Origin of the sequence: Pseudomonas cichorii (assembly GCF_015471405.1) — a bacterium.
Classification (GTDB): domain Bacteria; phylum Pseudomonadota; class Gammaproteobacteria; order Pseudomonadales; family Pseudomonadaceae; genus Aquipseudomonas; species Aquipseudomonas serbiensis.
This window is the reverse complement of the sequence record NZ_BLVZ01000022.1, coordinates 55,853-79,407: the sequence shown is the minus strand read 5'-3', so window position 1 is coordinate 79,407 and position 23,555 is coordinate 55,853. Positions and strand designations below refer to the sequence as shown.

The 23,555-nt window shown below is 56.7% G+C and carries 23 protein-coding genes and 2 tRNA genes; 21 read left to right on the top strand and 4 right to left on the bottom strand.

The genetic code is table 11. The features are described 5' to 3' along the window. Positions 1–299 precede the first annotated feature (299 nt). Positions 300–1,067, top strand: coding sequence for a GntR family transcriptional regulator (locus tag JL015_RS26385; protein WP_201020553.1), 768 nt, complete (start codon positions 300–302; stop codon positions 1,065–1,067). Between the two features lie 58 nt (positions 1,068–1,125). On the opposite strand, the gene smpB is transcribed toward JL015_RS26385, so the two are convergent. Next, the gene (smpB, locus tag JL015_RS26380; RefSeq protein ID WP_025258480.1) at positions 1,126–1,608 is read right to left on the bottom strand and encodes an SsrA-binding protein SmpB; all 483 of its coding nucleotides are present in this window, start codon (positions 1,606–1,608) and stop codon (positions 1,126–1,128) included. Between the two features lie 125 nt (positions 1,609–1,733). On the opposite strand from smpB, the gene JL015_RS26375 reads away from it, so the two are divergent. Beyond that, on the top strand, positions 1,734–2,168 hold the full coding sequence (locus tag JL015_RS26375) for a type II toxin-antitoxin system RatA family toxin (RefSeq protein ID WP_201020552.1): 435 nt from the start codon (positions 1,734–1,736) through the stop codon (positions 2,166–2,168). Next, positions 2,161–2,475: an RnfH family protein gene (locus tag JL015_RS26370; protein ID WP_201020551.1), complete on the top strand. Its 315-nt coding sequence runs from the start codon at positions 2,161–2,163 to the stop codon at positions 2,473–2,475. The genes JL015_RS26375 and JL015_RS26370 overlap by 8 nt, the downstream gene beginning before the upstream one ends. Before the next feature lie 66 nt (positions 2,476–2,541). On the opposite strand, the gene JL015_RS26365 is transcribed toward JL015_RS26370, so the two are convergent. After that, positions 2,542–3,063, bottom strand: a complete 522-nt coding sequence (locus tag JL015_RS26365; protein WP_201020550.1) for an outer membrane protein assembly factor BamE — start codon at positions 3,061–3,063, stop codon at positions 2,542–2,544. A gap of 98 nt (positions 3,064–3,161) precedes the next feature. On the opposite strand from JL015_RS26365, the gene fur reads away from it, so the two are divergent. Next, positions 3,162–3,569, top strand: coding sequence for a ferric iron uptake transcriptional regulator (fur, locus tag JL015_RS26360; protein WP_025258484.1), 408 nt, complete (start codon positions 3,162–3,164; stop codon positions 3,567–3,569). 51 nt (positions 3,570–3,620) lie between these two features. On the opposite strand, the gene recN is transcribed toward fur, so the two are convergent. Then, positions 3,621–5,294, bottom strand: a complete 1,674-nt coding sequence (recN, locus tag JL015_RS26355) for a DNA repair protein RecN (RefSeq protein ID WP_201020549.1) — start codon at positions 5,292–5,294, stop codon at positions 3,621–3,623. A 272-nt stretch (positions 5,295–5,566) separates the two neighbouring features. Between recN and grpE the strand changes: the two genes are divergently transcribed. The 8 genes from grpE (at position 5,567) to JL015_RS26315 (ending at position 16,039) form a co-directional block, all read left to right on the top strand. Next, positions 5,567–6,130, top strand: coding sequence for a nucleotide exchange factor GrpE (gene grpE / locus JL015_RS26350; protein ID WP_201020548.1), 564 nt, complete (start codon positions 5,567–5,569; stop codon positions 6,128–6,130). A gap of 103 nt (positions 6,131–6,233) precedes the next feature. After that, entirely contained in the window at positions 6,234–8,150 is a 1,917-nt protein-coding gene (gene dnaK / locus JL015_RS26345; RefSeq protein WP_201020547.1) for a molecular chaperone DnaK, read from the top strand. 324 nt (positions 8,151–8,474) lie between these two features. Next, complete coding sequence (gene dnaJ / locus JL015_RS26340) at positions 8,475–9,608, top strand: molecular chaperone DnaJ (RefSeq protein WP_025258488.1); 1,134 nt, start codon at positions 8,475–8,477, stop codon at positions 9,606–9,608. Positions 9,609–9,632: 24 nt separating this feature from the next. After that, complete coding sequence (gene dapB / locus JL015_RS26335) at positions 9,633–10,436, top strand: 4-hydroxy-tetrahydrodipicolinate reductase (protein ID WP_201005542.1); 804 nt, start codon at positions 9,633–9,635, stop codon at positions 10,434–10,436. A 213-nt stretch (positions 10,437–10,649) separates the two neighbouring features. Next, positions 10,650–11,786, top strand: a complete 1,137-nt coding sequence (gene carA / locus JL015_RS26330; RefSeq protein WP_201020546.1) for a glutamine-hydrolyzing carbamoyl-phosphate synthase small subunit — start codon at positions 10,650–10,652, stop codon at positions 11,784–11,786. Between the two features lie 137 nt (positions 11,787–11,923). Continuing rightward, positions 11,924–15,145, top strand: coding sequence for a carbamoyl-phosphate synthase large subunit (gene carB, locus JL015_RS26325; RefSeq protein ID WP_201020545.1), 3,222 nt, complete (start codon positions 11,924–11,926; stop codon positions 15,143–15,145). Beyond that, positions 15,142–15,618 (top strand): transcription elongation factor GreA, encoded by a 477-nt coding sequence (gene greA / locus JL015_RS26320; protein WP_201020544.1) that lies wholly within the window; start codon positions 15,142–15,144, stop codon positions 15,616–15,618. Before carB ends, greA begins: the two co-directional genes overlap by 4 nt. 28 nt (positions 15,619–15,646) lie before the next feature. After that, positions 15,647–16,039, top strand: a complete 393-nt coding sequence (locus JL015_RS26315; protein WP_201005666.1) for an MFS transporter — start codon at positions 15,647–15,649, stop codon at positions 16,037–16,039. Between the two features lie 20 nt (positions 16,040–16,059). Here JL015_RS26315 and JL015_RS26310 read toward each other — a convergent pair whose 3' ends face one another. Beyond that, positions 16,060–16,368, bottom strand: a complete 309-nt coding sequence (locus tag JL015_RS26310) for a YhbY family RNA-binding protein (protein ID WP_025258493.1) — start codon at positions 16,366–16,368, stop codon at positions 16,060–16,062. Between the two features lie 106 nt (positions 16,369–16,474). Between JL015_RS26310 and rlmE the strand changes: the two genes are divergently transcribed. From rlmE to rimP, 9 genes are all read left to right on the top strand, one after another. After that, positions 16,475–17,125, top strand: coding sequence for a 23S rRNA (uridine(2552)-2'-O)-methyltransferase RlmE (gene rlmE, locus JL015_RS26305; RefSeq protein WP_201020543.1), 651 nt, complete (start codon positions 16,475–16,477; stop codon positions 17,123–17,125). 193 nt (positions 17,126–17,318) lie between these two features. Further along, the gene (ftsH, locus tag JL015_RS26300) at positions 17,319–19,220 is read left to right on the top strand and encodes an ATP-dependent zinc metalloprotease FtsH (RefSeq protein WP_201005520.1); all 1,902 of its coding nucleotides are present in this window, start codon (positions 17,319–17,321) and stop codon (positions 19,218–19,220) included. Positions 19,221–19,228: 8 nt separating this feature from the next. Beyond that, the gene (folP, locus tag JL015_RS26295; protein ID WP_201020542.1) at positions 19,229–20,080 is read left to right on the top strand and encodes a dihydropteroate synthase; all 852 of its coding nucleotides are present in this window, start codon (positions 19,229–19,231) and stop codon (positions 20,078–20,080) included. Positions 20,081–20,100: 20 nt separating this feature from the next. Further along, positions 20,101–21,441 (top strand): phosphoglucosamine mutase, encoded by a 1,341-nt coding sequence (glmM, locus tag JL015_RS26290; protein ID WP_201020541.1) that lies wholly within the window; start codon positions 20,101–20,103, stop codon positions 21,439–21,441. A 66-nt stretch (positions 21,442–21,507) separates the two neighbouring features. Beyond that, positions 21,508–22,263 (top strand): triose-phosphate isomerase, encoded by a 756-nt coding sequence (gene tpiA, locus JL015_RS26285; RefSeq protein WP_201005514.1) that lies wholly within the window; start codon positions 21,508–21,510, stop codon positions 22,261–22,263. A gap of 4 nt (positions 22,264–22,267) precedes the next feature. After that, positions 22,268–22,648, top strand: a complete 381-nt coding sequence (gene secG, locus JL015_RS26280) for a preprotein translocase subunit SecG (RefSeq protein ID WP_201005512.1) — start codon at positions 22,268–22,270, stop codon at positions 22,646–22,648. Between the two features lie 47 nt (positions 22,649–22,695). Continuing rightward, positions 22,696–22,781: transfer RNA gene (locus JL015_RS26275), tRNA-Leu, on the top strand. A 96-nt stretch (positions 22,782–22,877) separates the two neighbouring features. Then, positions 22,878–22,954 (top strand) — tRNA-Met (locus tag JL015_RS26270). Between the two features lie 129 nt (positions 22,955–23,083). Then, positions 23,084–23,542 (top strand): ribosome maturation factor RimP, encoded by a 459-nt coding sequence (rimP, locus tag JL015_RS26265; protein WP_162880526.1) that lies wholly within the window; start codon positions 23,084–23,086, stop codon positions 23,540–23,542. The last annotated feature ends 13 nt before the right edge of the window (positions 23,543–23,555 follow it).

Here is a 23,555-nt window from a genome sequence, read left to right as displayed (position 1 = left end):
TGCGCATGGTGGACGAATCGCACAGTTCACCAGCTCAAGCCTTTCTGATCGAAAGGTCTTGCAGCGTGATGGAGGTCAGCCATCGGATGCTGGCATTGGAAAATTGGTAATACCAATTTACAATGTCTGATCGCTAGGTTAGAAGCCTTGCTATTGATGTGTCAATTTGTCTCGTCAGGACTTTGGTCGGGTGCGCAGGAAAATGCGGTTAGCCTGCTGCATCTGGCTGATGCCTGAAGGGCTGCGATAAGCCAGAATGTGCGGTCCCGCTAATAGAGCTGGGTGTGAAGTGAGGGGTTATGGGTTTTGATCAGGTGCGTCAGCGCCGTTTGTCTGATGACATTGTCGAGCAGCTGGAACGAATGATTCTTGAAGGCACGCTCAAGTCAGGTGGACGCCTGCCAGCAGAGCGAGCCCTTGCCGAGCAGTTCGGTGTCTCGCGTCCTTCGCTGCGCGAAGCCATCCAGAAGCTGACTGCCAAGGGGTTGCTGGTCAGTCGTCAGGGTGGTGGTAACTATGTGGTCGAGAACCTGGGCTCGACCTTCAGCGACCCGCTGCTTCATCTATTGGAAAGCAGCCCTGATGCCCAGCGAGACCTGCTGGAGTTTCGCCACACTCTGGAAGCCTCTTGCGCCTACTACGCGGCCCTGCGTGCCACCGATGTGGATCGCGAGCGCCTGCGTGAAGCGTTCGATACGTTGCAGGATTGCTACACCAGCACTGATGAAGTGAGCCGGGCCGAGGAGGGTGCTGCCGATGCCAGTTTCCACCTGGCGATTGCCGAGGCCAGCCATAACACAGTGCTGCTGCATACGATTCGTGGTTTGTTCGACCTGCTCAAGCGCAATGTGGTGATCAATATTGGCGGCATGTACCAGCACCGCACTGAAACCCGCGACATGCTCATTCAGCAGCATCGTGAGTTGTATCTGGCGATTATCGAAGGGCGCGCCGAGGATGCGCGGGAGGTGTCCAGCCGCCACCTGACCTATGTGCAGGAAGTGCTGGAGGAAGTGCGGCAACAGGTTCAACGCACAGCGCGTGCGGAGCGCCGCAATAATATGTGATGGATCACCGTAGCGAATTCATCCGCGAATGAATTCGCTCACACACAAGGGGCTTGGATCAGTCGTCCTTGCCCTTGCTGCGCACAGCCCGTTGCAGCTCGCGATCCGAATCGCGCTCTCGCTCGGTATGGCGCTTGTCGTATTCCTTCTTGCCTTTACCCAGAGCAATTTCGCACTTGATCAAGTGCTGCTTCCAGTAAAGGGAAAGGGCTACGCAGGCATAACCTTTCTGCTGCACCGAGCTTGTGAGCTTTTCAAGCTCGCGCTGGTTCAGCAACAGTTTGCGGGTGCGTGTCGGGTCAGCGATGACGTGTGTGCTGGCGGTCTTGAGCGGCGTGATATGGCTGCCCATCAGCCAGGCCTCGCCATCCTTGAGCAACACATAACTGTCGACCAGCTGTACCTTGTTGGCACGCAGGCTTTTTACTTCCCAGCCAGCCAGGACCAGACCGGCCTCGAACTTGTGTTCGATGAAGTAATCGTGACGCGCCTTTTTATTTTGCGCGATGGTCCCTGTGGGATGTTTCTTGAGCTTAGCCATAGGGGCGGCATTATAGGGAGTTGCTTCAATGTCGGCTACGGGAAAGCGTGCGCTTGAGCACGATGGATGAATCCCGGACAATGCTTACTCTTTGTTTGCCGCTCAGCTTTGGAAATGACGCTCACATGACTACGCATATTCAGCGCTCGGCTCTTTTGCCGTATCCGGCCCGGTTTCTGTACGACCTGGTCAATGATGTGGCTCGCTATCCCGAGTTTCTGCCTTGGTGTTCTTCCTCGGTGGTGCTTGAAGAAAGCGAGACGCACATGCGCGCAAGTCTGGAGGTCGCCAAGGGGGGCCTTAGCCAGAAATTTGTAACGCGCAATGTACTCGTGCCAGGAGAGTCCATTGTGATGGATCTGGTGGAAGGACCTTTCAACCAGTTGCATGGCGTCTGGACATTCAAGCCGCTGGGTGAAAAGGCCTGCAAGATCAGCCTGGACCTTACCTTCGATTATGCTGGCTCCATTGTGCGTGCCACCTTGGGGCCACTGTTCAATCAGGCTGCGAATACCCTTGTAGATGCCTTTTGCCAGCGAGCCAAAGAGCTGCATGTCTGACGAGATGATCGAGATCGAGGTGGTTTATGCCGCCGTCGATCATCAGGTGTTGCTCACCGTTGCTGTGCCTGTTGGCTCATCGGTGCAGCAGGCTCTTGTCGTTTCGAGCATACAGGAGCAATTTCCTGAACTGGATCTGGCTCAATGCCCTGTGGGCATTTTTGGCAAGGTAGTGAAAGATCCTTCGGTGCGTGTGCTTGAGGCGGGTGATCGCATCGAGATCTATCGCCCGCTACTTGCTGACCCGATGGAGGTGCGGCGCCTGCGTGCTGCCAAGGCACGCTTGAACAGAGATGCCATGCCCTGAGTTTTTCCAAACTCCAGACAGCAAAAAGCCCGGCATGCCGGGCTTTCTTGTTGAAACTGTTTCCGATTAATGCGGAGTTGTTTCCAGAGGTTCCTGCACAGGGACCGGAACAGTTTCGACGCTGTCCACATCCTTCTGGATCTGGTCCAGCAGCGAGCCTGGCTTGGCTGGCGCTTCGGGTGCCTGCTGTGGCTGGGCTTCAGCCGGGACTGTCTGGTTGCTGCGATTGCCGAGAATGGCTTCATCACGGCTCACGCCGGGCATGAAGTCTCCGGACAGGCTGACCAGTTGATCATTGCCATTGAAGATCAGGCTGATGCGTTCCTGTTGGCGTTCACCGCCACCGGGCTGCAGACTGTACAGGTAGTCCCAGCGATCAGTGTGGAATGTGTCGGTCAGCAGGGGGTTGCCCATGATAAACCGTACTTGTCGCCGGGTCATTCCGGGACGTAACTGGTCTATCATATCCTGCGTAACGACATTTCCCTGTTGGATGTCGATTTTGTAAACCCCGGGGAATGAACAACCGGCGAGTGCGAGCAGTCCCACAAGGGTGAAACTGGTTAGCAAGAGCTTGGTGTTTTGCATCGGTGGGCGACTTCCACTATCTTGGCTGGGACAACGTAAACCCGGATCATACCTGCATTAAGAGAAGCTGCGAAGCAGCGTCTGCGAGAAAGCTGACCATGGTTGAAAATAGCGAACTACGTAAAGCAGGACTTAAGGTGACATTGCCTCGGGTCAAAATCCTTCAAATGCTCGATTCTGCCGAGCAGCGCCACATGAGTGCCGAAGATGTCTACAAGGCGCTGATGGAGGCTAGCGAGGATGTCGGTCTGGCCACGGTCTACCGTGTTCTGACTCAGTTTGAAGCTGCTGGATTGGTGGTTCGCCACAATTTCGACGGCGGTCATGCTGTGTTCGAGCTGGCTGATGGCGGCCACCACGACCATATGGTCAATGTGGAGTCCGGCGAGGTGATCGAGTTCTTCGACGAAGAGATCGAGAAGCTGCAGAAGGCAATCGTCGAGAGACACGGTTACGATCTGGTGGATCACAATCTTGTGCTCTACGTTCGTAACAAAAAGGCGTAAGCCAGCGACGACAAAGGCGACCTCAGGGTCGCCTTTGTGCTTTGTGGGGCATCAGTTTTTTGCGGTGATGACCATTTTCTTCGCGTGAGCCAGAGACTCCTTGGTCAGGTCGATGCCGCCGAGCATGCGCGCCACTTCTTCTATACGTTCGTTCTTGTTGAGCTTCGATACGGCGGTTCGCGTCGCATCGCTGCCTCTGACCTTGTGTACGAACAGATGCTGATGACCTTGTGCGGCGACCTGCGGCAGATGGGTGACGGTCATGACTTGCCCACGCTCGCCCAGGCGGCGCAGTAGCTGGCCGACAATTTCGGCTGTCGGGCCGCCGATGCCCACGTCCACTTCGTCAAATACCAGAGTAGGCACGCGGGAGGTCTGTGCAGTGATCACCTGGATGGCCAAGCTGATCCGTGACAACTCGCCACCCGAGGCTACCTTGGCCAATGCTTTCAGTGGCTGCCCAGGGTTGGCGCTGACCAGCAATTCGACTTGTTCCAGCCCGTGGGGAAGCAGGTCGTTGCCGGTATTGGGTTTCAGCTCGATGGTGAATCGACCGCCGGGCATACCCAGGCGCTGGATTTCTTCCTCGACGGCGCTGGCCAGCTCGGTTGATGCGCGCTGGCGCGAATCGCTCAACTCCCTGGCTTTTTCCTGGTAGTGGCGGGCAAATGAAGCCAGTTCGTGCTCAAGCCGCTCGATGGATTCATCGTTGGCATTGAGTGTTTCGATCTCGTCCAGAAGCTTTTGCTGCAATGTGCTCAGTTCGGTTGGCTGGATGCGGTGTTTGCGGGCCAGCGTATAGATGCTGTCCAGGCGCTCTTCGAGTTGTTGCAGGCGTGCAGGGTCTGCGTCGAAATGATCCAGGAAACGATTCAGCTCTCCAACGGCTTCTTCTATCTGTATCTGCGCGCTGGACAGCAGGCCGGTGGCTTCGCTCAGGGCGGTTGGTGAGTTGTTGATGCTGCCGAGGCGATTCAGGCTGGCGGTCAGGGCGTTCAGGACATTGCCCGAATCGCTCTCGCTGCACTGTTCGACGACCTGACGACAGATGCTCAACAGGCTTTCTGCGTTGGTCAGGTTCTTGTGTTCCTGCTCAAGCTGTTCCAGCTCGTTCTCGCCCAGGCTCAGGCCTTCCAGCTCTTCCAGTTGATAGCTGAGCAACTGGTGTCTGGCACGCTGTTCGTCGCCGGAGTTGGAGAGTCGCTCCAGTTCCTGGCGGGTCTGGCGCCAGCGTTGGGCTGCCAGTTGAACCTGGCGTGCCAGTTCGGTCGCGCCGGCGTACTCGTCCAGCAGGCGTCTGTGGGTATCGGTTTTCAGGAGTGACTGGTGTTCATGCTGGCTGTGGATATCGATCAGCAGTTCGCCGAGTGCTTTCAGGTCGCCTTGGGGGCAGGGCGTGCCATTGATGTAGGAGCGCGAGCGCCCTTCGGCTGTTATGACTCGTCGCAGAATGCACGGGCCGTCGTTGTCCAGGTCGCGCTCTTTCAGCCAGGTTTGCGCTTCGGGAATATCGGACAGATCGAAGGTGGCCAGGATATCGGCCTTGTCGGCTCCGGGGCGGACGACGCCACTGTCGGCGCGGTCGCCGAGCGTCAGGCCCAGGGCGTCGAGCATGATCGACTTGCCGGCACCGGTTTCGCCAGTGATTACGCTCATGCCTCGATCCAGTTCCAGGTCAAGGTGTTCGACGATGGCGTAGTTATGTACGGAAAGGTGCACCAGCATGGAGTGGCTCCCAAGCGATTTGTCTGGTTATTTATACAGTGTTTTATTTGGTTCTGACAATGCTTGCACTTAGCTCGATTTGATCGGGTAACGAGCTTTTTTAGTCCTGGCAGTAATGAAAACTGGTCCGCTCAGCGCTTCGACGGCAGAGGAAAATTTTCAGGCAATGCACATATCCATCGTGTCGGGCCCTTGAAGCCTGAAAATACGTTCCCATATAGGGGGGCAGAAGCGCGAGATGGGTTCGCGGACGTTTTTGAGAGGAGAACACTATGGCTGACGAACAGAATCTGGATGCGCAAACCCAGGATCAGGCTGGCGAGACAGCTTCGAGTGATGATCTGGCAACTCGTGTGCAGGTGCTCGAAGAGCAATTGACTGCGGCACAAGACCAGTCCCTGCGTGTTGCTGCGGATCTGCAGAACGTACGTCGTCGTGCAGAACAGGATGTGGAAAAGGCTCACAAATTCGCTCTTGAAAAGTTCGCTGGCGATCTGCTGCCTATCGTGGACAGCCTGGAGCGTGGCCTGGACCTGTCCAGCCCGGACGACGAAAGCATTCGTCCGATGCGTGAAGGTATCGAGCTGACGCTGAAGATGTTCAACGACACCCTCAAGCGCTATCAGCTGGAAGCAATAGACCCGCACGGTCAGCCATTCAATGCCGAACATCATCAGGCAATGGCTATGCAGGAAAGCGCTGATGTCGAGCCAAACAGCGTTCTGAAAGTGTTCCAGAAGGGTTATCAGCTCAACGGTCGTCTGCTGCGCCCGGCCATGGTCGTGGTCAGCAAGGCACCGTCGCCTGTTTCGCCATCAATTGATGAGCAGGCTTGAAATCAGCTGTCTGGCCCCCATTTATAGGCCAAGCGTTTAAGAGCTACCGCAATTTGTAAACGCAGTTGCGGCAACCAAATCAAAAGTTTCGGGAGAGTCAAAGATGGGCAAGATTATCGGTATTGACCTGGGGACCACCAACTCCTGCGTCTCTATTCTGGAAAACGGCAACGTCAAGGTTATCGAGAACGCCGAAGGCGCTCGTACTACTCCTTCGATCATTGCCTACGCCAACGATGGTGAAATCCTGGTCGGCCAGTCCGCCAAGCGTCAGGCAGTAACCAACCCGCACAACACTCTGTACGCAGTAAAGCGTCTGATCGGCCGTCGCTTCGAAGAAGACGTCGTACAGAAAGACATCCAGATGGTTCCGTACAAGATCGCCAAGGCTGACAACGGCGACGCCTGGGTTGAAGTAAATGGCCAGAAGATGGCTCCTCCTCAGATTTCTGCCGAAATCCTGAAGAAAATGAAGAAGACCGCCGAAGACTACCTCGGCGAGACCGTCACCGAAGCGGTCATCACCGTTCCGGCCTACTTCAACGACAGCCAGCGTCAAGCCACCAAGGATGCCGGTCGCATCGCGGGTCTGGACGTCAAACGTATCATCAACGAACCAACCGCAGCCGCTCTGGCTTACGGCATGGACAAGGCGAAGGGCGACCACACTGTCATCGTTTATGACCTGGGTGGCGGTACTTTCGACGTTTCGGTCATCGAAATTGCTGAAGTTGACGGCGAGCACCAGTTCGAAGTGCTGGCAACCAACGGCGACACCTTCCTGGGTGGTGAGGACTTCGACATTCGTCTGATCGACTACCTCGTCGACGAATTCAAGAAAGAAAGCGGCATGAACCTCAAAGGTGACCCGCTGGCGATGCAGCGTCTGAAAGAAGCTGCTGAAAAAGCCAAGATCGAGCTGTCTTCCAGCATGCAGACCGACGTCAACCTGCCGTACATCACTGCAGACGCTACCGGTCCAAAGCACTTGAACGTGAAAATCTCGCGCTCCAAGCTGGAATCTCTGGTTGAAGACCTGGTTCAGCGCACTATCGAGCCATGCCGTATTGCTCTGAAAGATGCCGGCATCGACATCGGCGCGATCAACGACGTGATCCTGGTCGGTGGCCAGACTCGTATGCCGCTGGTCCAGAAGCTGGTGACAGAGTTCTTCGGTAAAGAAGCTCGTAAAGACGTCAACCCTGACGAAGCTGTTGCCATGGGTGCTGCTATCCAGGGCGCGGTACTGGCCGGTGACGTCAAGGACGTTCTGCTGCTGGACGTCAGCCCGCTGACTCTGGGTATCGAAACCATGGGCGGCGTGATGACTGCGCTGATCGAGAAAAACACCACGATTCCTACCAAGAAATCGCAAGTGTTCTCGACTGCCGATGACAACCAGAACGCTGTAACCATTCACGTGCTGCAAGGTGAGCGTAAGCAAGCCGGTCAGAACAAGTCCCTGGGCAAGTTCGACCTGGCCGAGATCCCACCAGCGCCACGTGGCGTTCCACAGATCGAAGTTACCTTCGACATCGACGCCAACGGCATCCTGCACGTAGGCGCGAAAGACAAGGCGACCGGCAAGCAGCAGTCCATCGTGATCAAGGCCAACTCGGGTCTGTCGGACGAAGAAATCCAGCAGATGATCCGCGACGCTGAAGCCAACAGCGAAGAAGACCGCAAGTTCGAAGAGCTGGCATCTGCCCGTAACCAGGGTGATGCACTGGTTCACTCGACTCGCAAGATGATCAGCGATGCTGGCGACAAAGTGACCGCAGAAGAGAAGACTGCTGTCGAGGCTGCTCTGGTTGCTCTGGAAGCTGCCGTCAAAGGCGACGACAAGGCTGCTATCGAAGCCAGGATCGAAGAGCTGTCCAAAGTTTCCGCGCCAATCGCTCAGAAAATGTACGCTGAGCAGGCCGAGAACCCAGAGGCTGCTGCTCAGCCTGCTGAAGAGAAAGCCAAGGCTGATGACGTTGTCGATGCCGAGTTCGAAGAAGTGAAAGACCACAAGTAAGCACATGCTTGCTTGAAAGCCAGTTGACCCGTTCCGAGCGGTGGCTGGTAGGATGTCGCCGCGCGGGAGCTTGCTCCCGCGTTGGCGTGTCTGGAACAAGCAAAATTTCGGCGTGCGGATTTTTGTCCGCAGGCCATGTGGCAAGGTCGTGATGCTCCTGCGTGACGACTCGTTCTGCCGCTTTCTCAGCCAGGTAACTGGCTGTCGAATGAAGACCAGGATCGTTGAATTGACGTGAGTTGGGTCCGGGCCTGTATGGGGCTCAACGAGTTTGGCGAGGCTCAGGAGGGTCTTGCCGAACGTCCTCAAGAGTGCGGAAGAATTATGGCAAAGCGTGATTATTATGAAGTGTTGGGGGTGGAGCGAGGTGCCAGCGAGGCTGAGCTGAAGAAGGCTTATCGCCGCCTTGCGATGAAGCACCACCCGGACCGCAACCCTGATGACAAGGCTGCGGAAGAGCTGTTCAAAGAGGCCAATGAGGCCTATGAAGTCCTGTCCGATGCCAGCAAGCGTGCGGCGTACGATCAGTACGGCCATGCCGGCATAGACCCGAGCATGGGTGGCGGCGGTTTCGGTGGTGGTGCTGGCGGTGCGAACTTCTCCGATATTTTCGGTGACGTGTTCAGCGACTTCTTCGGCGGGGGCCGTGGTGGTGGCGGTCGTGGCGGCGCACAGCGCGGCAGCGATCTGCGCTATACCCTTGAGCTGGATCTTGAAGAAGCGGTTCGCGGTACGACCGTGAATATCCGTGTTCCGACGCTGGTCAATTGCAAACCTTGCGATGGCAGCGGCGCGAAGAAAGGTTCTTCGCCTGTCACATGCCCGACATGTGGTGGCATTGGTCAGGTGCGCATGCAGCAGGGTTTCTTCTCCGTGCAGCAAACCTGTCCTCGTTGCCATGGTCACGGCAAGATCATTTCCGATCCGTGCGATTCGTGCCATGGCGAAGGTCGTGTCGAAGAATCCAAGACCCTCTCGGTCAAGGTTCCGCCAGGTGTCGATACCGGTGATCGCATTCGCCTGTCCGGCGAAGGCGAGGTGGGTTCTCAGGGTGGACCGACCGGCGACCTGTACGTTGTGATCAATGTGCGTGAACACGCCATTTTCCAGCGCGACGGCAAGCATTTGTACTGCGAAGTGCCAATCAGCTTCACTGATGCGGCTCTGGGTGGCGAGCTTGAAGTGCCGACGCTGGATGGTCGGGTCAAGTTGAAGATCCCTGAGGGCACTCAGACCGGCAAGCAGTTCCGCTTGCGTGGCAAGGGTGTGGCTCCGGTGCGTGGCGGCGGTGCTGGCGACTTGATGTGTCGTGTCGCGGTTGAAACCCCGGTCAATCTCGGCAAGCGTCAACGTGAACTGCTCGAAGAGTTCCGTACCTCGCTTGAAGGCGACGACTCTCATTCTCCGAAGGCCAGTGGCTGGTTCGAGGGTGTGAAGCGTTTCTTCGGTGACTTGTAAGGGCTGATTCGGCAGGAGAAGGTTATGCGACGTATTGCTGTGGTAGGCGCCGCGGGGCGCATGGGTAAGACTTTGATTGAGGCGGTTCTGTCGGCGCCGGGCGCCGGGCTGACTGCTGCCATTGATCGTCCTGATAGCACGCTGGTGGGCGCTGATGCCGGAGAGCTGGCTGCGCTGGGTCGTATCGGCGTGCCGTTGTCGGGTGATGTTGCCCGGGTTGCCGATGAGTTCGATGTCTTGATCGACTTCACGCATCCTACCGTGACGCTCAAGAATCTGGCTTTCTGCCGCAAGGCGGGCAAGGCCATGATCATCGGCACCACGGGTTTCAGTGCTGAAGAGAAGCTGCAGCTGGTTGAGGCGGCGAAAGAGATCCCTATCGTTTTCGCTGCCAACTTCAGTGTGGGTGTGAACCTCTGCCTGAAGCTGCTGGATACGGCGGCTCGCGTGCTGGGTGATGATGTCGATATCGAAATCACCGAAGCTCACCATCGGCACAAGGTCGATGCCCCTTCGGGCACGGCATTGCGCATGGGGGAAGTGGTTGCCGAGGCGTTGGGTCGTGATCTGGAGAAGGTCGCTGTCCATAGTCGTGAAGGCCAGACTGGTGCCCGTGATCGTCAGACGATTGGTTTTGCGACCATCAGGGCTGGCGATATCGTGGGTGATCATACGGTCTTGTTCGCTGCCGATGGCGAGCGCGTGGAAATCACCCACAAGGCATCCAGCCGCATGACATTTGCCAAGGGTGCTGTGCGAGCTGCCATGTGGCTCGATGGCAAGGCTCCTGGTCTTTATGACATGCAGGATGTGCTGGAGCTGCGCTGATTGTGAGTACCGGATTTAGCCTTGTCGCATTCCGTGGGTTTTCGGGCTCATTGGTGGTAGACCAAAAAAGGCTTTTTCTGTAAGCTACAGCTTTAGTGTGTCCACTAAAAGCGCGCAGATGATTCGATAAGAAAGCGGGGTGACGTATCTACGTCATTCCGCTTTTTTGCAACCTGCGAACGCCCTTTCAGGCTTTATTTACGGGAGGTCTTCTTGACTAAGCCAGCCATACTTGCCCTTGCTGATGGCAGCATTTTTCGCGGCGAAGCCATTGGAGCCGACGGTCAGACCGTTGGTGAGGTGGTGTTCAACACCGCAATGACCGGCTATCAGGAAATCCTTACCGATCCTTCCTATGCCCAGCAAATCGTTACTCTGACCTACCCGCACATCGGCAACACAGGCACCACGCCTGAAGACGCCGAGTCCAATCGCGTATGGTCCGCAGGTCTGGTGATTCGTGACCTGCCACTGGTATCCAGCAACTGGCGTAACAAGCAGCCCCTGGACGAATACCTCAAGGCCAACAATGTCGTTGCCATCGCGGGTATCGATACTCGTCGCCTGACCCGCATCCTGCGTGAGAAAGGTGCTCAGAACGGCTGCATCATCGCCGGTGACAACATTTCCGAAGAGGCTGCAATCGAAGCGGCTCGCGGCTTCCCGGGCCTCAAAGGCATGGACCTGGCCAAAGTGGTCAGCACCAAGGAAAGCTACGAGTGGCGCTCCAGCGTCTGGAGCCTGAAGACCGACAGCCATCCTGAAATCGCTGCTGCCGAGCTGCCGTACCATGTCGTGGCCTACGACTATGGCGTCAAGGTCAACATCCTGCGCATGCTGGTCGAGCGCGGCTGCCGCGTCACCGTGGTTCCGGCGCAAACGCCTGCCAGCGATGTACTTGCCTACAGCCCGGACGGTGTTTTCCTGTCCAACGGCCCAGGCGATCCTGAGCCATGTGACTACGCCATCAAGGCCATCAAGGAAGTTCTGGAAACCGAGATTCCGGTTTTCGGTATCTGCCTGGGTCACCAGTTGCTGGCTCTGGCCTCCGGTGCCAAGACGATAAAAATGGGTCACGGCCACCACGGTGCCAACCACCCGGTCCAGGATCTGGATACCGGCGTCGTCATGATCACCAGCCAGAACCACGGTTTTGCGGTTGATGAATCGACTCTGCCGAGCAACGTTCGCGCCATCCACAAGTCGCTGTTTGACGGCACCCTGCAAGGTATCGAGCGCACGGACAAGAGCGCCTTCAGCTTCCAGGGTCACCCTGAAGCAAGCCCGGGTCCGAATGACGTGGCTCCCCTGTTTGACCGCTTTATCGAAGCCATGGCCAAGCGACGCTGACCGGCTGCCTTGAGAATGTAGTAAGCAGGTGCCCAGGGTGGCCCCGGACAGCGAGTCCGGTTGTCGCCACCCAGGTCACCGCAAAGAAATGTTCAAGACGGCTTGCCGACTGACCTACGGATTTGAGTGACAACCCCATGCCAAAACGTACAGATATTAAAAGCATCCTGATTCTCGGCGCCGGTCCTATCGTGATCGGTCAGGCCTGTGAATTCGACTACTCCGGCGCCCAGGCCTGCAAGGCTCTGCGCGAAGAGGGTTACCGCGTCATTCTGGTTAACTCCAACCCTGCGACCATCATGACCGACCCGGCCATGGCTGACGCCACTTACATCGAGCCGATCAAGTGGCAGACCGTTGCCAAGATCATCGAAAAAGAGCGCCCGGATGCAGTACTGCCTACCATGGGCGGCCAGACTGCACTGAACTGCGCACTGGATCTGGAGCGCGAAGGCATTCTGGAGAAGTTCGGCGTTGAAATGATCGGTGCCAATGCCGACACCATCGACAAGGCCGAAGACCGTTCGCGTTTCGACAAGGCCATGAAATCCATCGGTCTGGAATGCCCGCGCTCCGGTATTGCCCACTCCATGGAGGAAGCCAACGCCGTTCTCGAGAAGCTGGGCTTCCCTTGCATCATCCGTCCGTCCTTCACCATGGGCGGCACCGGTGGCGGCATCGCTTACAACCGTGAAGAGTTCGAGGAAATCTGCGCCCGTGGTCTGGACCTTTCTCCGACCAAGGAGCTGCTGATCGACGAATCGCTGATCGGCTGGAAAGAGTACGAAATGGAAGTTGTCCGCGATAAAAAGGACAACTGCATCATCGTCTGCTCCATCGAAAACTTCGACCCGATGGGCGTGCACACCGGTGACTCGATCACTGTTGCGCCTGCACAGACCCTGACGGACAAGGAATACCAGATCCTGCGTAACGCCTCCCTGGCTGTACTGCGCGAGATCGGTGTCGAAACCGGCGGATCCAACGTGCAGTTCGGTATCTGCCCGGACACTGGCCGCATGGTCGTGATCGAGATGAACCCGCGTGTTTCGCGTTCCTCCGCTCTGGCTTCCAAGGCTACCGGTTTCCCGATTGCCAAGGTTGCTGCCAAGCTGGCAGTCGGCTACACCCTCGACGAATTGCAGAACGACATCACCGGTGGCAAGACCCCGGCGTCCTTCGAGCCGTCCATCGACTACGTTGTCACCAAGCTGCCACGCTTTGCTTTCGAGAAGTTCTCCAAGGCTGATGCCCGCCTGACTACCCAGATGAAGTCGGTCGGCGAAGTCATGGCCATCGGCCGTACCTTCCAGGAATCCCTGCAGAAAGCCCTGCGTGGTCTGGAAGTCGGTGTCTGCGGTCTTGATCCGAAGCTGGACCTGGCCGATCCGGACAGCATGAGCACGCTCAAGCGTGAGCTGACTGTTCCGGGTGCCGAGCGTATCTGGTACGTCGCCGATGCTTTCCGCGCAGGCCTGACTGTCGAAGAAATCTTCGGCATGAACATGATCGACCCTTGGTTCCTGGTGCAGATCGAAGATCTGATCAAGGAAGAAGAGAAGGTCAAGACACTGGGTCTTTCGGCTATCGACCGTGACCTGATGTTCCGCCTCAAGCGCAAAGGCTTCTCTGATGCGCGTCTGGCCAAGCTGCTGGGCGTTACCGAGAAGAACCTGCGCACTCATCGCCAGAAGCTGGAAGTGTTCCCGGTCTACAAGCGCGTCGATACTTGCGCTGCCGAGTTCGCCACCGACACTGCTTATCTGTACTCGACGTACGAAGAAGAGTGCGAGGCCAACCCGTCGACCCGCGACAAGATCATGATCCTGGGTGGCGGTCCTAACCGTATCGGTCAAGGCATCGAGTTCGACTACTGCTGCGTACACGCGGCTCTGGCGCTGCGCGAAGACGGGTACGAGACCATCATGGTCAACTGCAACCCGGAAACCGTATCGACCGACTACGACACCTCCGACCGTCTGTACTTCGAGCCTGTGACTCTGGAAGACGTTCTGGAAATCGTGCGCGTCGAGAAGCCTAAAGGCGTGATCGTCCAGTACGGCGGCCAGACTCCTCTGAAGCTGGCTCGTGCCCTGGAAGCTGCTGGCGTGCCGATCATCGGCACCAGCCCTGACGCTATCGACCGTGCAGAAGACCGTGAGCGCTTCCAGCAGATGGTTGAACGCCTGAACCTGCGTCAGCCGCCAAACGCGACTGTGCGCAGCGAAGACGAAGCCATTCGCGCTGCCGCAAAAATCGGTTACCCGCTGGTTGTGCGTCCGTCCTACGTACTGGGCGGCCGGGCGATGGAAATCGTCTACCAGGAAGAAGAACTCAAGCGTTACCTGCGTGAAGCCGTTCAGGTTTCCAACGACAGCCCGGTATTGCTGGACCACTTCCTGAACTGTGCAATCGAAATGGACGTCGATGCAGTCTGCGACGGAACCGATGTCGTCATCGGCGCGATCATGCAGCACATCGAGCAGGCAGGCGTTCACTCCGGTGACTCCGCATGTTCGCTGCCGCCTTACTCGCTGCCGGCTCACATCCAGGACGAGATGCGCGAGCAGGTCAAGAAGATGGCCCTTGAGCTGGGCGTTGTCGGCTTGATGAACGTTCAGTTGGCGCTGCAAGGCGAAGACATCTACGTCATCGAAGTGAACCCGCGTGCATCGCGTACCGTGCCTTTCGTGTCCAAGTGCATCGGTGTTTCCCTGGCCATGATCGCTGCCCGCGTCATGGCAGGCAAAACCCTGAAAGAGCTGGGTTTCACCAAGGAAATCATTCCGAACTTCTACAGCGTGAAAGAAGCGGTCTTCCCGTTCGCCAAGTTCCCGGGTGTTGACCCGATCCTCGGCCCAGAGATGAAGTCGACCGGTGAAGTCATGGGCGTGGGCGATACCTTCGGTGAAGCCTTTGCCAAGGCTCAGGTGGGCGCCAGCGAGATTCTGCCGACAGGCGGCACTGCGTTCATCAGCGTGCGCAATGACGACAAGCCACTGGTTGCTGGTGTTGCCCGCGATCTGATCAACCTCGGTTTCGAGATCGTGGCGACCGCCGGTACGGCGAAGCTGATCGAAGCTGCGGGCTTGAAGGTCCGTCGTGTCAACAAGGTGACTGAAGGCCGTCCTCACGTGGTCGACATGATCAAGAATGACGAAGTCACTCTGATCATCAACACCACCGAAGGCCGTCAGTCCATCGCCGATTCTTACTCCATTCGTCGTAACGCCTTGCAGCACAAGATTTACTGCACCACTACTATTGCTGCAGGCGAGGCCATCTGCGAAGCGCTCAAGTTCGGTCCTGAAAAGACCGTGCGGCGCTTGCAGGATCTACATGCAGGATTGAAGGCATGATCAAATACCCAATGACTGTCCAGGGCGCTCGCGCCCTGGAAGAAGAGTTGACGCATCTGACCAAGGTGGTTCGTCCCAAGCTCAGCCAGGACATCGGTACTGCGCGCGAGCTGGGCGACCTCAAGGAAAACGCCGAATACCATGCTGCCCGCGAGCAGCAGGGTATGGTTGAGGCGCGTATCCGGGATATCGAAGGCCGTATGCAGAATGCGGTCATCATCGATGTCACCACCATTCCTCATACAGGGAAGGTGATTTTCGGTACGACTGTCCAGATCGCCAACGTTGAAACCGACGAATCTGTTACCTATCAGATCGTTGGTGAGGATGAGGCCGATATCAAACTGGGCAAGATTTCCGTCGGTTCGCCTATCGCTCGCGCCTTGATTGCCAAGGAAGAGGGTGATGTGGTGGCGGTGAAAACGCCTAGCGGTGTGATCGAGTACGAGATCATTGAAGTCCGTCACGTTTGATGGGGTGCGCCCGTTTCCTGCGGGCGCAATTATCTGGCAGCTTGCCCAGACCTTGTGGGTGGGCGGGCTGGTCCTGCTGCATCTGGCGACATTGGCTGTGCTTGATCAGACAGGCCTTGCACCGTTGTTCATCGACCAGTTTGCCAATCGCGCCAGTGCTTTGCTGGTAAGTTTTGCAGCGGCCTGTGCGTTACTTCAATTGGTGCTTCTTGTCCGGTTCGAGCGGTTGGCAAGTGTCTGGCGGGATTTTCGCGGGCAATTGCTTTCGGTTGCATTGATGTCGTCAGCGGCTTATTACGTGCTCCGGCACTGGTTTGCCGATGCTCTGCATTGGCAGTTGCTGAGTTATCTGGTGTTGGCGTTGAGCGGCTTGTTGCTGGTCTTGCAGCCTGTACCGGGAAGGAGCATCAGGGCGCGCTGAAGGCGCCCTGGCTTTTTAAATCAGCTTGCGCGGTGGACGTTGGACAATTGCTTGTTTACCTTTGGGTTCTTGCGATAGATCAACGCCATTTTGCCGATGACCTGCACAAGGTCCGCTGAACCGGCCTTGCAGAGCTCTGCGATGGTCTGGAGGCGGCTTTCGCGATCGAGGATGTTGAGCTTGATCTTGATCAGCTCGTGATCGCTCAGTGCGCGTTCAAGTTCGGCGAGCACACCTTCAGTCAAACCATTGTCAGCCACGATCAATACTGGTTTCAGATGGTGGCCAATGGATTTGTATTGTTTCTTCTGCTCTTGAGTGAGCGGCATAATCTGACCCCTGCGTCTGATCTTGTAAAAAAGCGGCGGCCAGTTTACCCGAGCGAGTCCGGGACCGCCCAGTTAATCACGACTCGTTTTATTTTTGAGGTGCCCCGTGGCCCGTTCCAAGACAAGCCATAACTGGCTCAAAGAACACTTTGATGACAAATACGTCAAAATGGCGCAAAAGGACGGTTACCGTTCCCGTGCCAGCTACAAGCTTCTGGAGATCCAGGAGAAGGACAAGATCATCCGTCCAGGCATGACGGTCATTGACCTTGGGGCGGCTCCGGGGGGGTGGTCTCAGGTGACCAGTCGTCTGATTGGTGGTCAGGGTCGCCTGATCGCGTCCGATATCCTTGATATGGACAGCATCCCCGATGTGACCTTCATCAAAGGGGACTTCACCGAGGACGCGGTTCTCGCTCAAATCCTGGAAGCTGTCGGCAATACGCAGGTAGACCTTGTGATTTCCGATATGGCCCCCAATATGAGTGGATTGAGTGCAGTGGACATGCCGCGTGCAATGTTCCTCTGCGAGTTGGCACTGGATCTTGCAGGTCGGGTCTTGCGACCGGGTGGTGATTTCCTGATCAAGGTCTTCCAGGGCGAGGGCTTTGATGTGTACCACAAGGATATCCGCAAGCTTTTCGACAAGGTGCAGATGCGCAAGCCGTTGTCGTCGCGAGACAGGTCTCGTGAGCAATACCTGCTGGCTCGCGGTTTTCGCGCAGTCGAAGGCGCTGCAAGCGATGAGCGTCTTTGATGGTGGTCGATAGCTTTTTTCAAATGGCTATGCTGATGGCGCATGTATGACCATCATGCAGTCAAAGTTTCACAAAGGGTTACAGACGGTGCCTGCCACATCTGTAGGTTCTGTAGTAAGTTAGGCCGGTGAATATCATGCGAGGCACGCTTCCTGCGTGGAGCTTGCTTCAGAGGGTAGCTAATTGAACGATATGGCAAAGAATTTGATCCTGTGGTTGATCATCGCGGCTGTCCTGGTGACGGTGATGAACAACTTCTCCAGCCCGAACGAGCCGCAGACCCTCAACTACTCCGAGTTCATCCAGCAGGTCAAGGATGGCAAGGTCGAGAAGGTTTCCGTGGACGGCGCCGTGATCACGGGCAAGCGCAGTGATGGCGACACCTTCAAGACCATTCGTCCCGCCATTGCGGACAATGGTCTGATTGGTGATCTGGTCGATAACAATGTGGTTGTCGAAGGCAAGCAGCCTGAGCAGCAGAGCATCTGGACCCAGTTGCTGGTCGCCAGCTTCCCGATTCTGGTCATCATTGCCGTGTTCATGTTCTTCATGCGCCAGATGCAAGGTGGTGCGGGAGGCAAGGGCGGTCCGATGAGCTTCGGCAAGAGCAAGGCGCGCCTGCTTTCCGAAGATCAGGTCAAGACGACTCTGGCCGATGTGGCAGGTTGTGACGAGGCCAAGGAAGAAGTAGGCGAACTGGTCGAGTTCCTCCGCGATCCGGGTAAGTTCCAGCGTCTGGGCGGTCGTATTCCTCGCGGCGTGCTGATGGTCGGTCCTCCAGGTACTGGTAAGACCCTGCTTGCCAAGGCGATTGCCGGCGAAGCGAAAGTGCCATTCTTCACCATTTCCGGTTCCGACTTCGTGGAAATGTTCGTGGGTGTTGGTGCAAGCCGCGTCCGTGACATGTTCGAGCAGGCCAAGAAGCACGCGCCATGCATCATCTTCATCGACGAGATCGATGCCGTGGGTCGCCATCGTGGCGCCGGCATGGGTGGCGGTCATGATGAGCGTGAGCAGACCCTCAACCAGTTGCTGGTCGAGATGGATGGCTTTGAAATGAACGATGGCATCATTGTCATCGCCGCTACCAACCGTCCTGACGTACTGGATCCTGCATTGCTGCGTCCAGGCCGTTTCGACCGCCAGGTCGTTGTAGGTCTGCCGGATATTCGTGGTCGTGAGCAGATTCTCAAGGTTCACATGCGTAAAGTCCCGATGGGCGAGGATGTGAATCCTGCGGTCATCGCTCGTGGTACTCCGGGCTTCTCGGGTGCTGACCTTGCCAACCTGGTCAACGAGGCTTCCCTGTTTGCAGCCCGTGCCGGCAAGCGCATCGTTGAAATGAAAGAGTTCGAGCTGGCCAAAGACAAGATCATGATGGGCGCCGAGCGCAAGAGCATGGTCATGTCCGAAAAGGAAAAGCAGAACACTGCCTATCACGAAGCGGGTCACGCTATTGTTGGCCGACTGGTGCCTGAGCATGATCCGGTCTACAAGGTATCGATCATTCCACGTGGTCGTGCCCTTGGTGTGACCATGTTCCTGCCGGAAGAAGATCGCTACAGCCTGTCCAAGCGCGCTCTGGTCAGCCAGATCTGCTCCTTGTACGGCGGTCGTATCGCTGAAGAAATGACGCTGGGCTTTGATGGTGTAACCACCGGTGCTTCCAACGACATCATGCGTGCAAGTCAGATTGCCCGGAACATGGTGACCAAGTGGGGGTTGTCGGAAAAACTCGGTCCGTTGATGTATTCGGAAGATGAGGATTCAGGCTTCCTGGGCCGTGGTGCCAGCCAGAATTCGAGTTTCTCCGGTGATACAGCCAAGCTGATCGATCTGGAAGTTCGCAGTATCATCGATCACAGCTATAACACCGCCAAGCAGCTTCTCACCGATAACCGTGACAAGCTCGATGCGATGGCGGAGGCGCTCATGAAATATGAGACTATCGACGCCGACCAGATCGATGACATCATGGCGGGCCGACCTCCGCGTGAGCCGCGAGACTGGGAAGGCGGTTCGGGTACCAAGGGCACGCCTGTTACGGATGCCCGCCCGGAAGCCCCTATCGGCGGTCCTGCTGCTGAACATTAAGGTCTGACATGACATCTACGCTGTACCCGACCCGGTTGCCTTGCGGCAACCGGGTTCTTGATTTGGCCCGTACGCACGTGATGGGCATCCTCAATGCAACTCCAGATTCATTCTCGGATGGCGGCCGTTACAGCCAGCTTGATGCAGCCTTGCGTCATGCCGAGGGCATGGTTCTGGCGGGTGCGACTCTGATTGATGTCGGTGGCGAGTCAACTCGTCCTGGTGCGCCTCCTGTTTCTCCTGCTGAAGAGCTTGAACGGGTTGCGCCGGTGGTAGAAGCTATCGGCCGCGAACTGGACGTCATTGTTTCGGTTGATACCTCCACGCCTGAAGTCATGCTCGAAACGGCTCGTCTCGGTGCGGGGCTTATCAATGATGTGCGTTCGTTGGGTCGCCCTGGTGCCCTGGTGGCTGCCGCTCAGACAGGTCTGCCGGTCTGTCTGATGCACATGCTCGGCGAGCCGGGCAATATGCAGGATGACCCGCGTTACACCGACCTGCTGGGTGAGGTCAGCGCTTTTCTGCTTGAGCGGATGAATCAGTGTGCGGCGGCAGGTATCGAGCGTGACCGGATCATCCTTGATCCCGGCTTCGGTTTCGCCAAGACGCTGGATCACAACCTGAGTCTGTTCAAGCATATGCAGGCCCTGCATTCTCTTGGGCGACCGTTACTGGTCGGGGTTTCGCGCAAAAGCATGATCGGTGCCGTGCTGGAGCGTCCTGTCGGGGAGCGGTTGTATGGAGGCCTTGCATTGGCCGCTTTGGCGATGACCAAAGGGGCTCGAATTCTACGTGTGCACGACGTCGCCGAAACGGCTGATGTGGTGCGCATGATTGCAGCTGTCGAATCGGCTGAGTAAGAAACTGCGGAGCAGCATTTATGACTACAAGAAAGTATTTCGGAACTGACGGCATTCGTGGTCGGGTAGGACAGTTTCCAATCACGCCTGAGTTCATGCTCAAGCTCGGCTGGGCTGCCGGCATGGCATTTCGCCGAATGGGCGCCTGCAGGATTCTTGTCGGCAAGGACACGCGCATCTCCGGTTACATGTTCGAGTCTGCGCTGGAGGCCGGTATTTCGGCTGCCGGGGCGGATGTCATGCTGCTTGGTCCGATGCCTACACCGGCTATCGCGTATCTGACCCGCACCTTTCATGCCGAGGCGGGCATTGTTATCAGTGCCTCCCACAATCCGCATTACGACAATGGCATCAAGTTCTTCTCGGGCAAGGGCACCAAGCTGCCTGACGAGATCGAGAAGATGATTGAAGAGCTGCTGGATACGCCGATGACCGTCGCCGAATCCGAAAAGCTCGGCAAGGTTTCGCGTATCAACGATGCGGCCGGACGTTATATCGAATTCTGTAAAAGCAGTGTGCCGACCAGTACCAGTTTTGCCGGCCTTAAGCTGGTGATCGACTGCGCACACGGCGCTACCTATAAAGTGGCCCCCAACGTTTTCCGTGAATTGGGCGCGCAGGTCGTTGTGCTGTCGGCGCAACCTGATGGGCTCAATATCAACAAGGATTGCGGTTCCACCCACATGGAAGCGTTGCAGGCTGCCGTGGTGTCTGAAAAGGCTGATCTGGGGATCGCATTCGATGGCGATGGCGACCGGGTTCTGATGGTTGATCATACGGGGGCGATCGTCGATGGCGACGAGCTTCTGTACATCATTGCCTGTGATCTGCAGGAGCGTGGTCGTTTGCGGGGCGGCGTGGTCGGTACCCTGATGAGCAACCTGGGGCTTGAGCTGGCACTTGCCGAGAAGAATATTCCATTCGTGCGGGCCAATGTCGGTGACCGCTATGTGATTGCCGAGCTGCTGGAGCGCGACTGGCAGATCGGCGGTGAAAACTCCGGGCATATCGTCTGCTTCCAGCACACCACGACGGGGGATGCGATTATTGCTGCCTTGCAGGTGCTGCTTGCCTTGCGTCGTCGGGGTGTCAGCCTGTGCGAGATTCGTCAGGCGCTGCGCAAATGCCCTCAGGTATTGGTCAATGTGCGCTTTGGCGGTGGTGTGGATCCGGTTTCCCATCCGTCGGTACAGGAAGCCTGTGCCCGTGTTACGGCGGAAATGGCGGGGCGTGGTCGCGTCTTGCTGCGCAAGTCTGGCACCGAGCCATTGGTGCGGGTCATGGTCGAGGGTGAGGACGAAACTCAGGTCAGAAACTATGCCGATGAGCTGGCGAAGCTTGTTGCTGAAGTTTGCGCCTGATTTTGGCTTGCCAGTGTTGAAAGTGTTGGGTAACATCTGCGCCCACTTTGACCGACGAGGTGTAGCATGCGTCGCCCTATGGTAGCTGGTAACTGGAAGATGCACGGTACCCGCGCCAGCGTCGCTGAGCTGATCGACGGGCTTGCCGGGCAGGTTCTGCCAAGCGATGTTGATATCGCGGTTATGCCTCCGAGTCTCTACATCGCTCAGGCGGTTGAAGGGCTCAAGGGCCAGTCCATCGCCGTTGGTGCCCAGGATGCTGCGATACAGGCAGCACAGGGTGCGCTGACAGGCGAGATAGCGTCGAGTCAGCTTGCTGATGCAGGTTGCAGGTTTGTACTGGTTGGGCACTCCGAGCGCCGCCAATTGATTGGTGAGCAGGATGATGTTCTCAATCGCAAGTTTGCGGCGATTCAGGCGAGCGGCCTGATACCGGTGTTGTGTGTAGGGGAAACCCTTGAGCAGCGCGAAGCGGGTCAGACGCTGGAAGTTGTCGGGCAGCAGCTCGATAGCATCATCGCCGAGTTTGGCATTGGTGCATTTGTTGATGCGGTAATCGCTTACGAGCCGGTCTGGGCCATTGGTACCGGGCTGACAGCCTCGCCTCAGCAGGCGCAGGACGTGCACGCAGCTATTCGCGCGCAGCTGGCGAAAGAGAATTCCGAAGTCGCACAAGGCGTGCGTCTTCTTTATGGCGGCAGCGTGAAGGCGGCCAATGCGGTCGAGTTGTTCAGCATGCCGGATATCGATGGGGGGCTCATTGGTGGAGCTTCCCTGAATGCAGATGAGTTCGGTGCGATCTGTCGCGCCGCGGGAAACTGAAAAAATGCTGGAAACAGTCGTAGTCGTTTTTCATCTGCTGGGCGCTCTGGGCGTTGTTGTCCTGGTATTGCTGCAGCAGGGTAAAGGTGCGGACGCCGGTGCGTCTTTCGGAGCAGGTGCATCAAATACTGTGTTCGGAGGGCAAGGAACCTCTACCTTTCTCAGTAAGTTTACTGCTATACTCGCCGCAGCTTTTTTCATAACCAGCTTGGGGTTAGGTTACTTTGCTAAAGAGAAAGCTCAAGGGCTGACTGAAGTAGGTTTACCAAATCCAGCGGTATTGGAAGTGAAACAAAAACCGGCAGCAGATGATGTTCCGGTGCTCGAAGGGCAAAAGCCAGCGGTAGTTCCAGCTGACGTACCTCAAGCTCCAGAGCAGAAGTAAAAAAGAATTCGGCGATGTTTGTTGAGGTCGCCAAAAAGAGTTGTAATGCCGAGGTGGTGGAATTGGTAGACACGCAACCTTGAGGTGGTTGTGCCCATAGGGTGTAGGGGTTCGAGTCCCCTTCTCGGTACCAATTAAGCAGGATAGCCCGCACTAGCGGGCTTTCTTGTAGGTGGATGTTGGATTGACCCTTTAAGGGATCGGTCGTATACTTCCGCCCCAGCTTTGTCGCGGGGTGGAGCAGTCTGGTAGCTCGTCGGGCTCATAACCCGAAGGTCGTTGGTTCAAATCCAGCCCCCGCAACCAGTTTCGCGAAGCCCCTATTCTAGGGGCTTTTTGTTAGCTGGACAGTACATAACGCCGATGTTCAGCGGCGTTTTCATGATGGGCTTTAGCCCATTTTTTTATTTCTAAAGCATGCACGAGGGGGTTCAGGTGTCGAGCAAGCTAGAACAGTTGCAGGCCTTGTTGGCCCCGGTGGTCGAGGCTCTTGGCTATCAATGCTGGGGAATTGAATTTCTTTCCCAGGGCCGACATTCACTGCTGCGTATTTATATCGACAAAGAAGGCGGCGTTCTGGTGGAGGACTGCGAAATAGTCAGTCGCCAGGTCAGCGGTGTTTTGGATGTTGAAGATCCCATCAGTGCTGAATACACGCTTGAAGTGTCTTCTCCCGGCATGGATCGCCCGCTGTTCACTCTTGAACAGTTTGCTTTGCACGCTGGGGAACAAGTGAAAATAAAGCTGCGCTCGCCATTCGATGGTCGACGCAACTTTCAAGGCCTTCTCCGCGGGGTGGAGGAGCAGGATGTCGTGGTGCATGTAGAAGATCACGAGTACCTGTTGCCGATCGACTTGATCGACAAAGCCAACATTATTCCCACGTTTGACTGAGACGTGCCAGATA

What these genes read in the sequence shown, in the direction of transcription:
- dnaJ (WP_025258488.1), top strand. Translation starts at nt 8,475, where the DNA reads ATGGCAAAGCGTGATTATTATGAAGTGTTGGGGGTGGAGCGAGGTGCC.
- dapB (WP_201005542.1), top strand. Translation starts at nt 9,633, where the DNA reads ATGCGACGTATTGCTGTGGTAGGCGCCGCGGGGCGCATGGGTAAGACT.
- folP (WP_201020542.1), top strand. Translation starts at nt 19,229, where the DNA reads ATGACATCTACGCTGTACCCGACCCGGTTGCCTTGCGGCAACCGGGTT.
- recN (WP_201020549.1), bottom strand. Translation starts at nt 5,294, where the DNA reads ATGCTGGTGCACCTTTCCGTACATAACTACGCCATCGTCGAACACCTT.
- ftsH (WP_201005520.1), top strand. Translation starts at nt 17,319, where the DNA reads ATGGCAAAGAATTTGATCCTGTGGTTGATCATCGCGGCTGTCCTGGTG.
- JL015_RS26385 (WP_201020553.1), top strand. Translation starts at nt 300, where the DNA reads ATGGGTTTTGATCAGGTGCGTCAGCGCCGTTTGTCTGATGACATTGTC.
- secG (WP_201005512.1), top strand. Translation starts at nt 22,268, where the DNA reads ATGCTGGAAACAGTCGTAGTCGTTTTTCATCTGCTGGGCGCTCTGGGC.
- glmM (WP_201020541.1), top strand. Translation starts at nt 20,101, where the DNA reads ATGACTACAAGAAAGTATTTCGGAACTGACGGCATTCGTGGTCGGGTA.
- smpB (WP_025258480.1), bottom strand. Translation starts at nt 1,608, where the DNA reads ATGGCTAAGCTCAAGAAACATCCCACAGGGACCATCGCGCAAAATAAA.
- JL015_RS26365 (WP_201020550.1), bottom strand. Translation starts at nt 3,063, where the DNA reads ATGCAAAACACCAAGCTCTTGCTAACCAGTTTCACCCTTGTGGGACTG.
- JL015_RS26375 (WP_201020552.1), top strand. Translation starts at nt 1,734, where the DNA reads ATGACTACGCATATTCAGCGCTCGGCTCTTTTGCCGTATCCGGCCCGG.
- tpiA (WP_201005514.1), top strand. Translation starts at nt 21,508, where the DNA reads ATGCGTCGCCCTATGGTAGCTGGTAACTGGAAGATGCACGGTACCCGC.
- JL015_RS26370 (WP_201020551.1), top strand. Translation starts at nt 2,161, where the DNA reads ATGTCTGACGAGATGATCGAGATCGAGGTGGTTTATGCCGCCGTCGAT.
- JL015_RS26310 (WP_025258493.1), bottom strand. Translation starts at nt 16,368, where the DNA reads ATGCCGCTCACTCAAGAGCAGAAGAAACAATACAAATCCATTGGCCAC.
- greA (WP_201020544.1), top strand. Translation starts at nt 15,142, where the DNA reads ATGATCAAATACCCAATGACTGTCCAGGGCGCTCGCGCCCTGGAAGAA.
- grpE (WP_201020548.1), top strand. Translation starts at nt 5,567, where the DNA reads ATGGCTGACGAACAGAATCTGGATGCGCAAACCCAGGATCAGGCTGGC.
- carB (WP_201020545.1), top strand. Translation starts at nt 11,924, where the DNA reads ATGCCAAAACGTACAGATATTAAAAGCATCCTGATTCTCGGCGCCGGT.
- fur (WP_025258484.1), top strand. Translation starts at nt 3,162, where the DNA reads ATGGTTGAAAATAGCGAACTACGTAAAGCAGGACTTAAGGTGACATTG.
- dnaK (WP_201020547.1), top strand. Translation starts at nt 6,234, where the DNA reads ATGGGCAAGATTATCGGTATTGACCTGGGGACCACCAACTCCTGCGTC.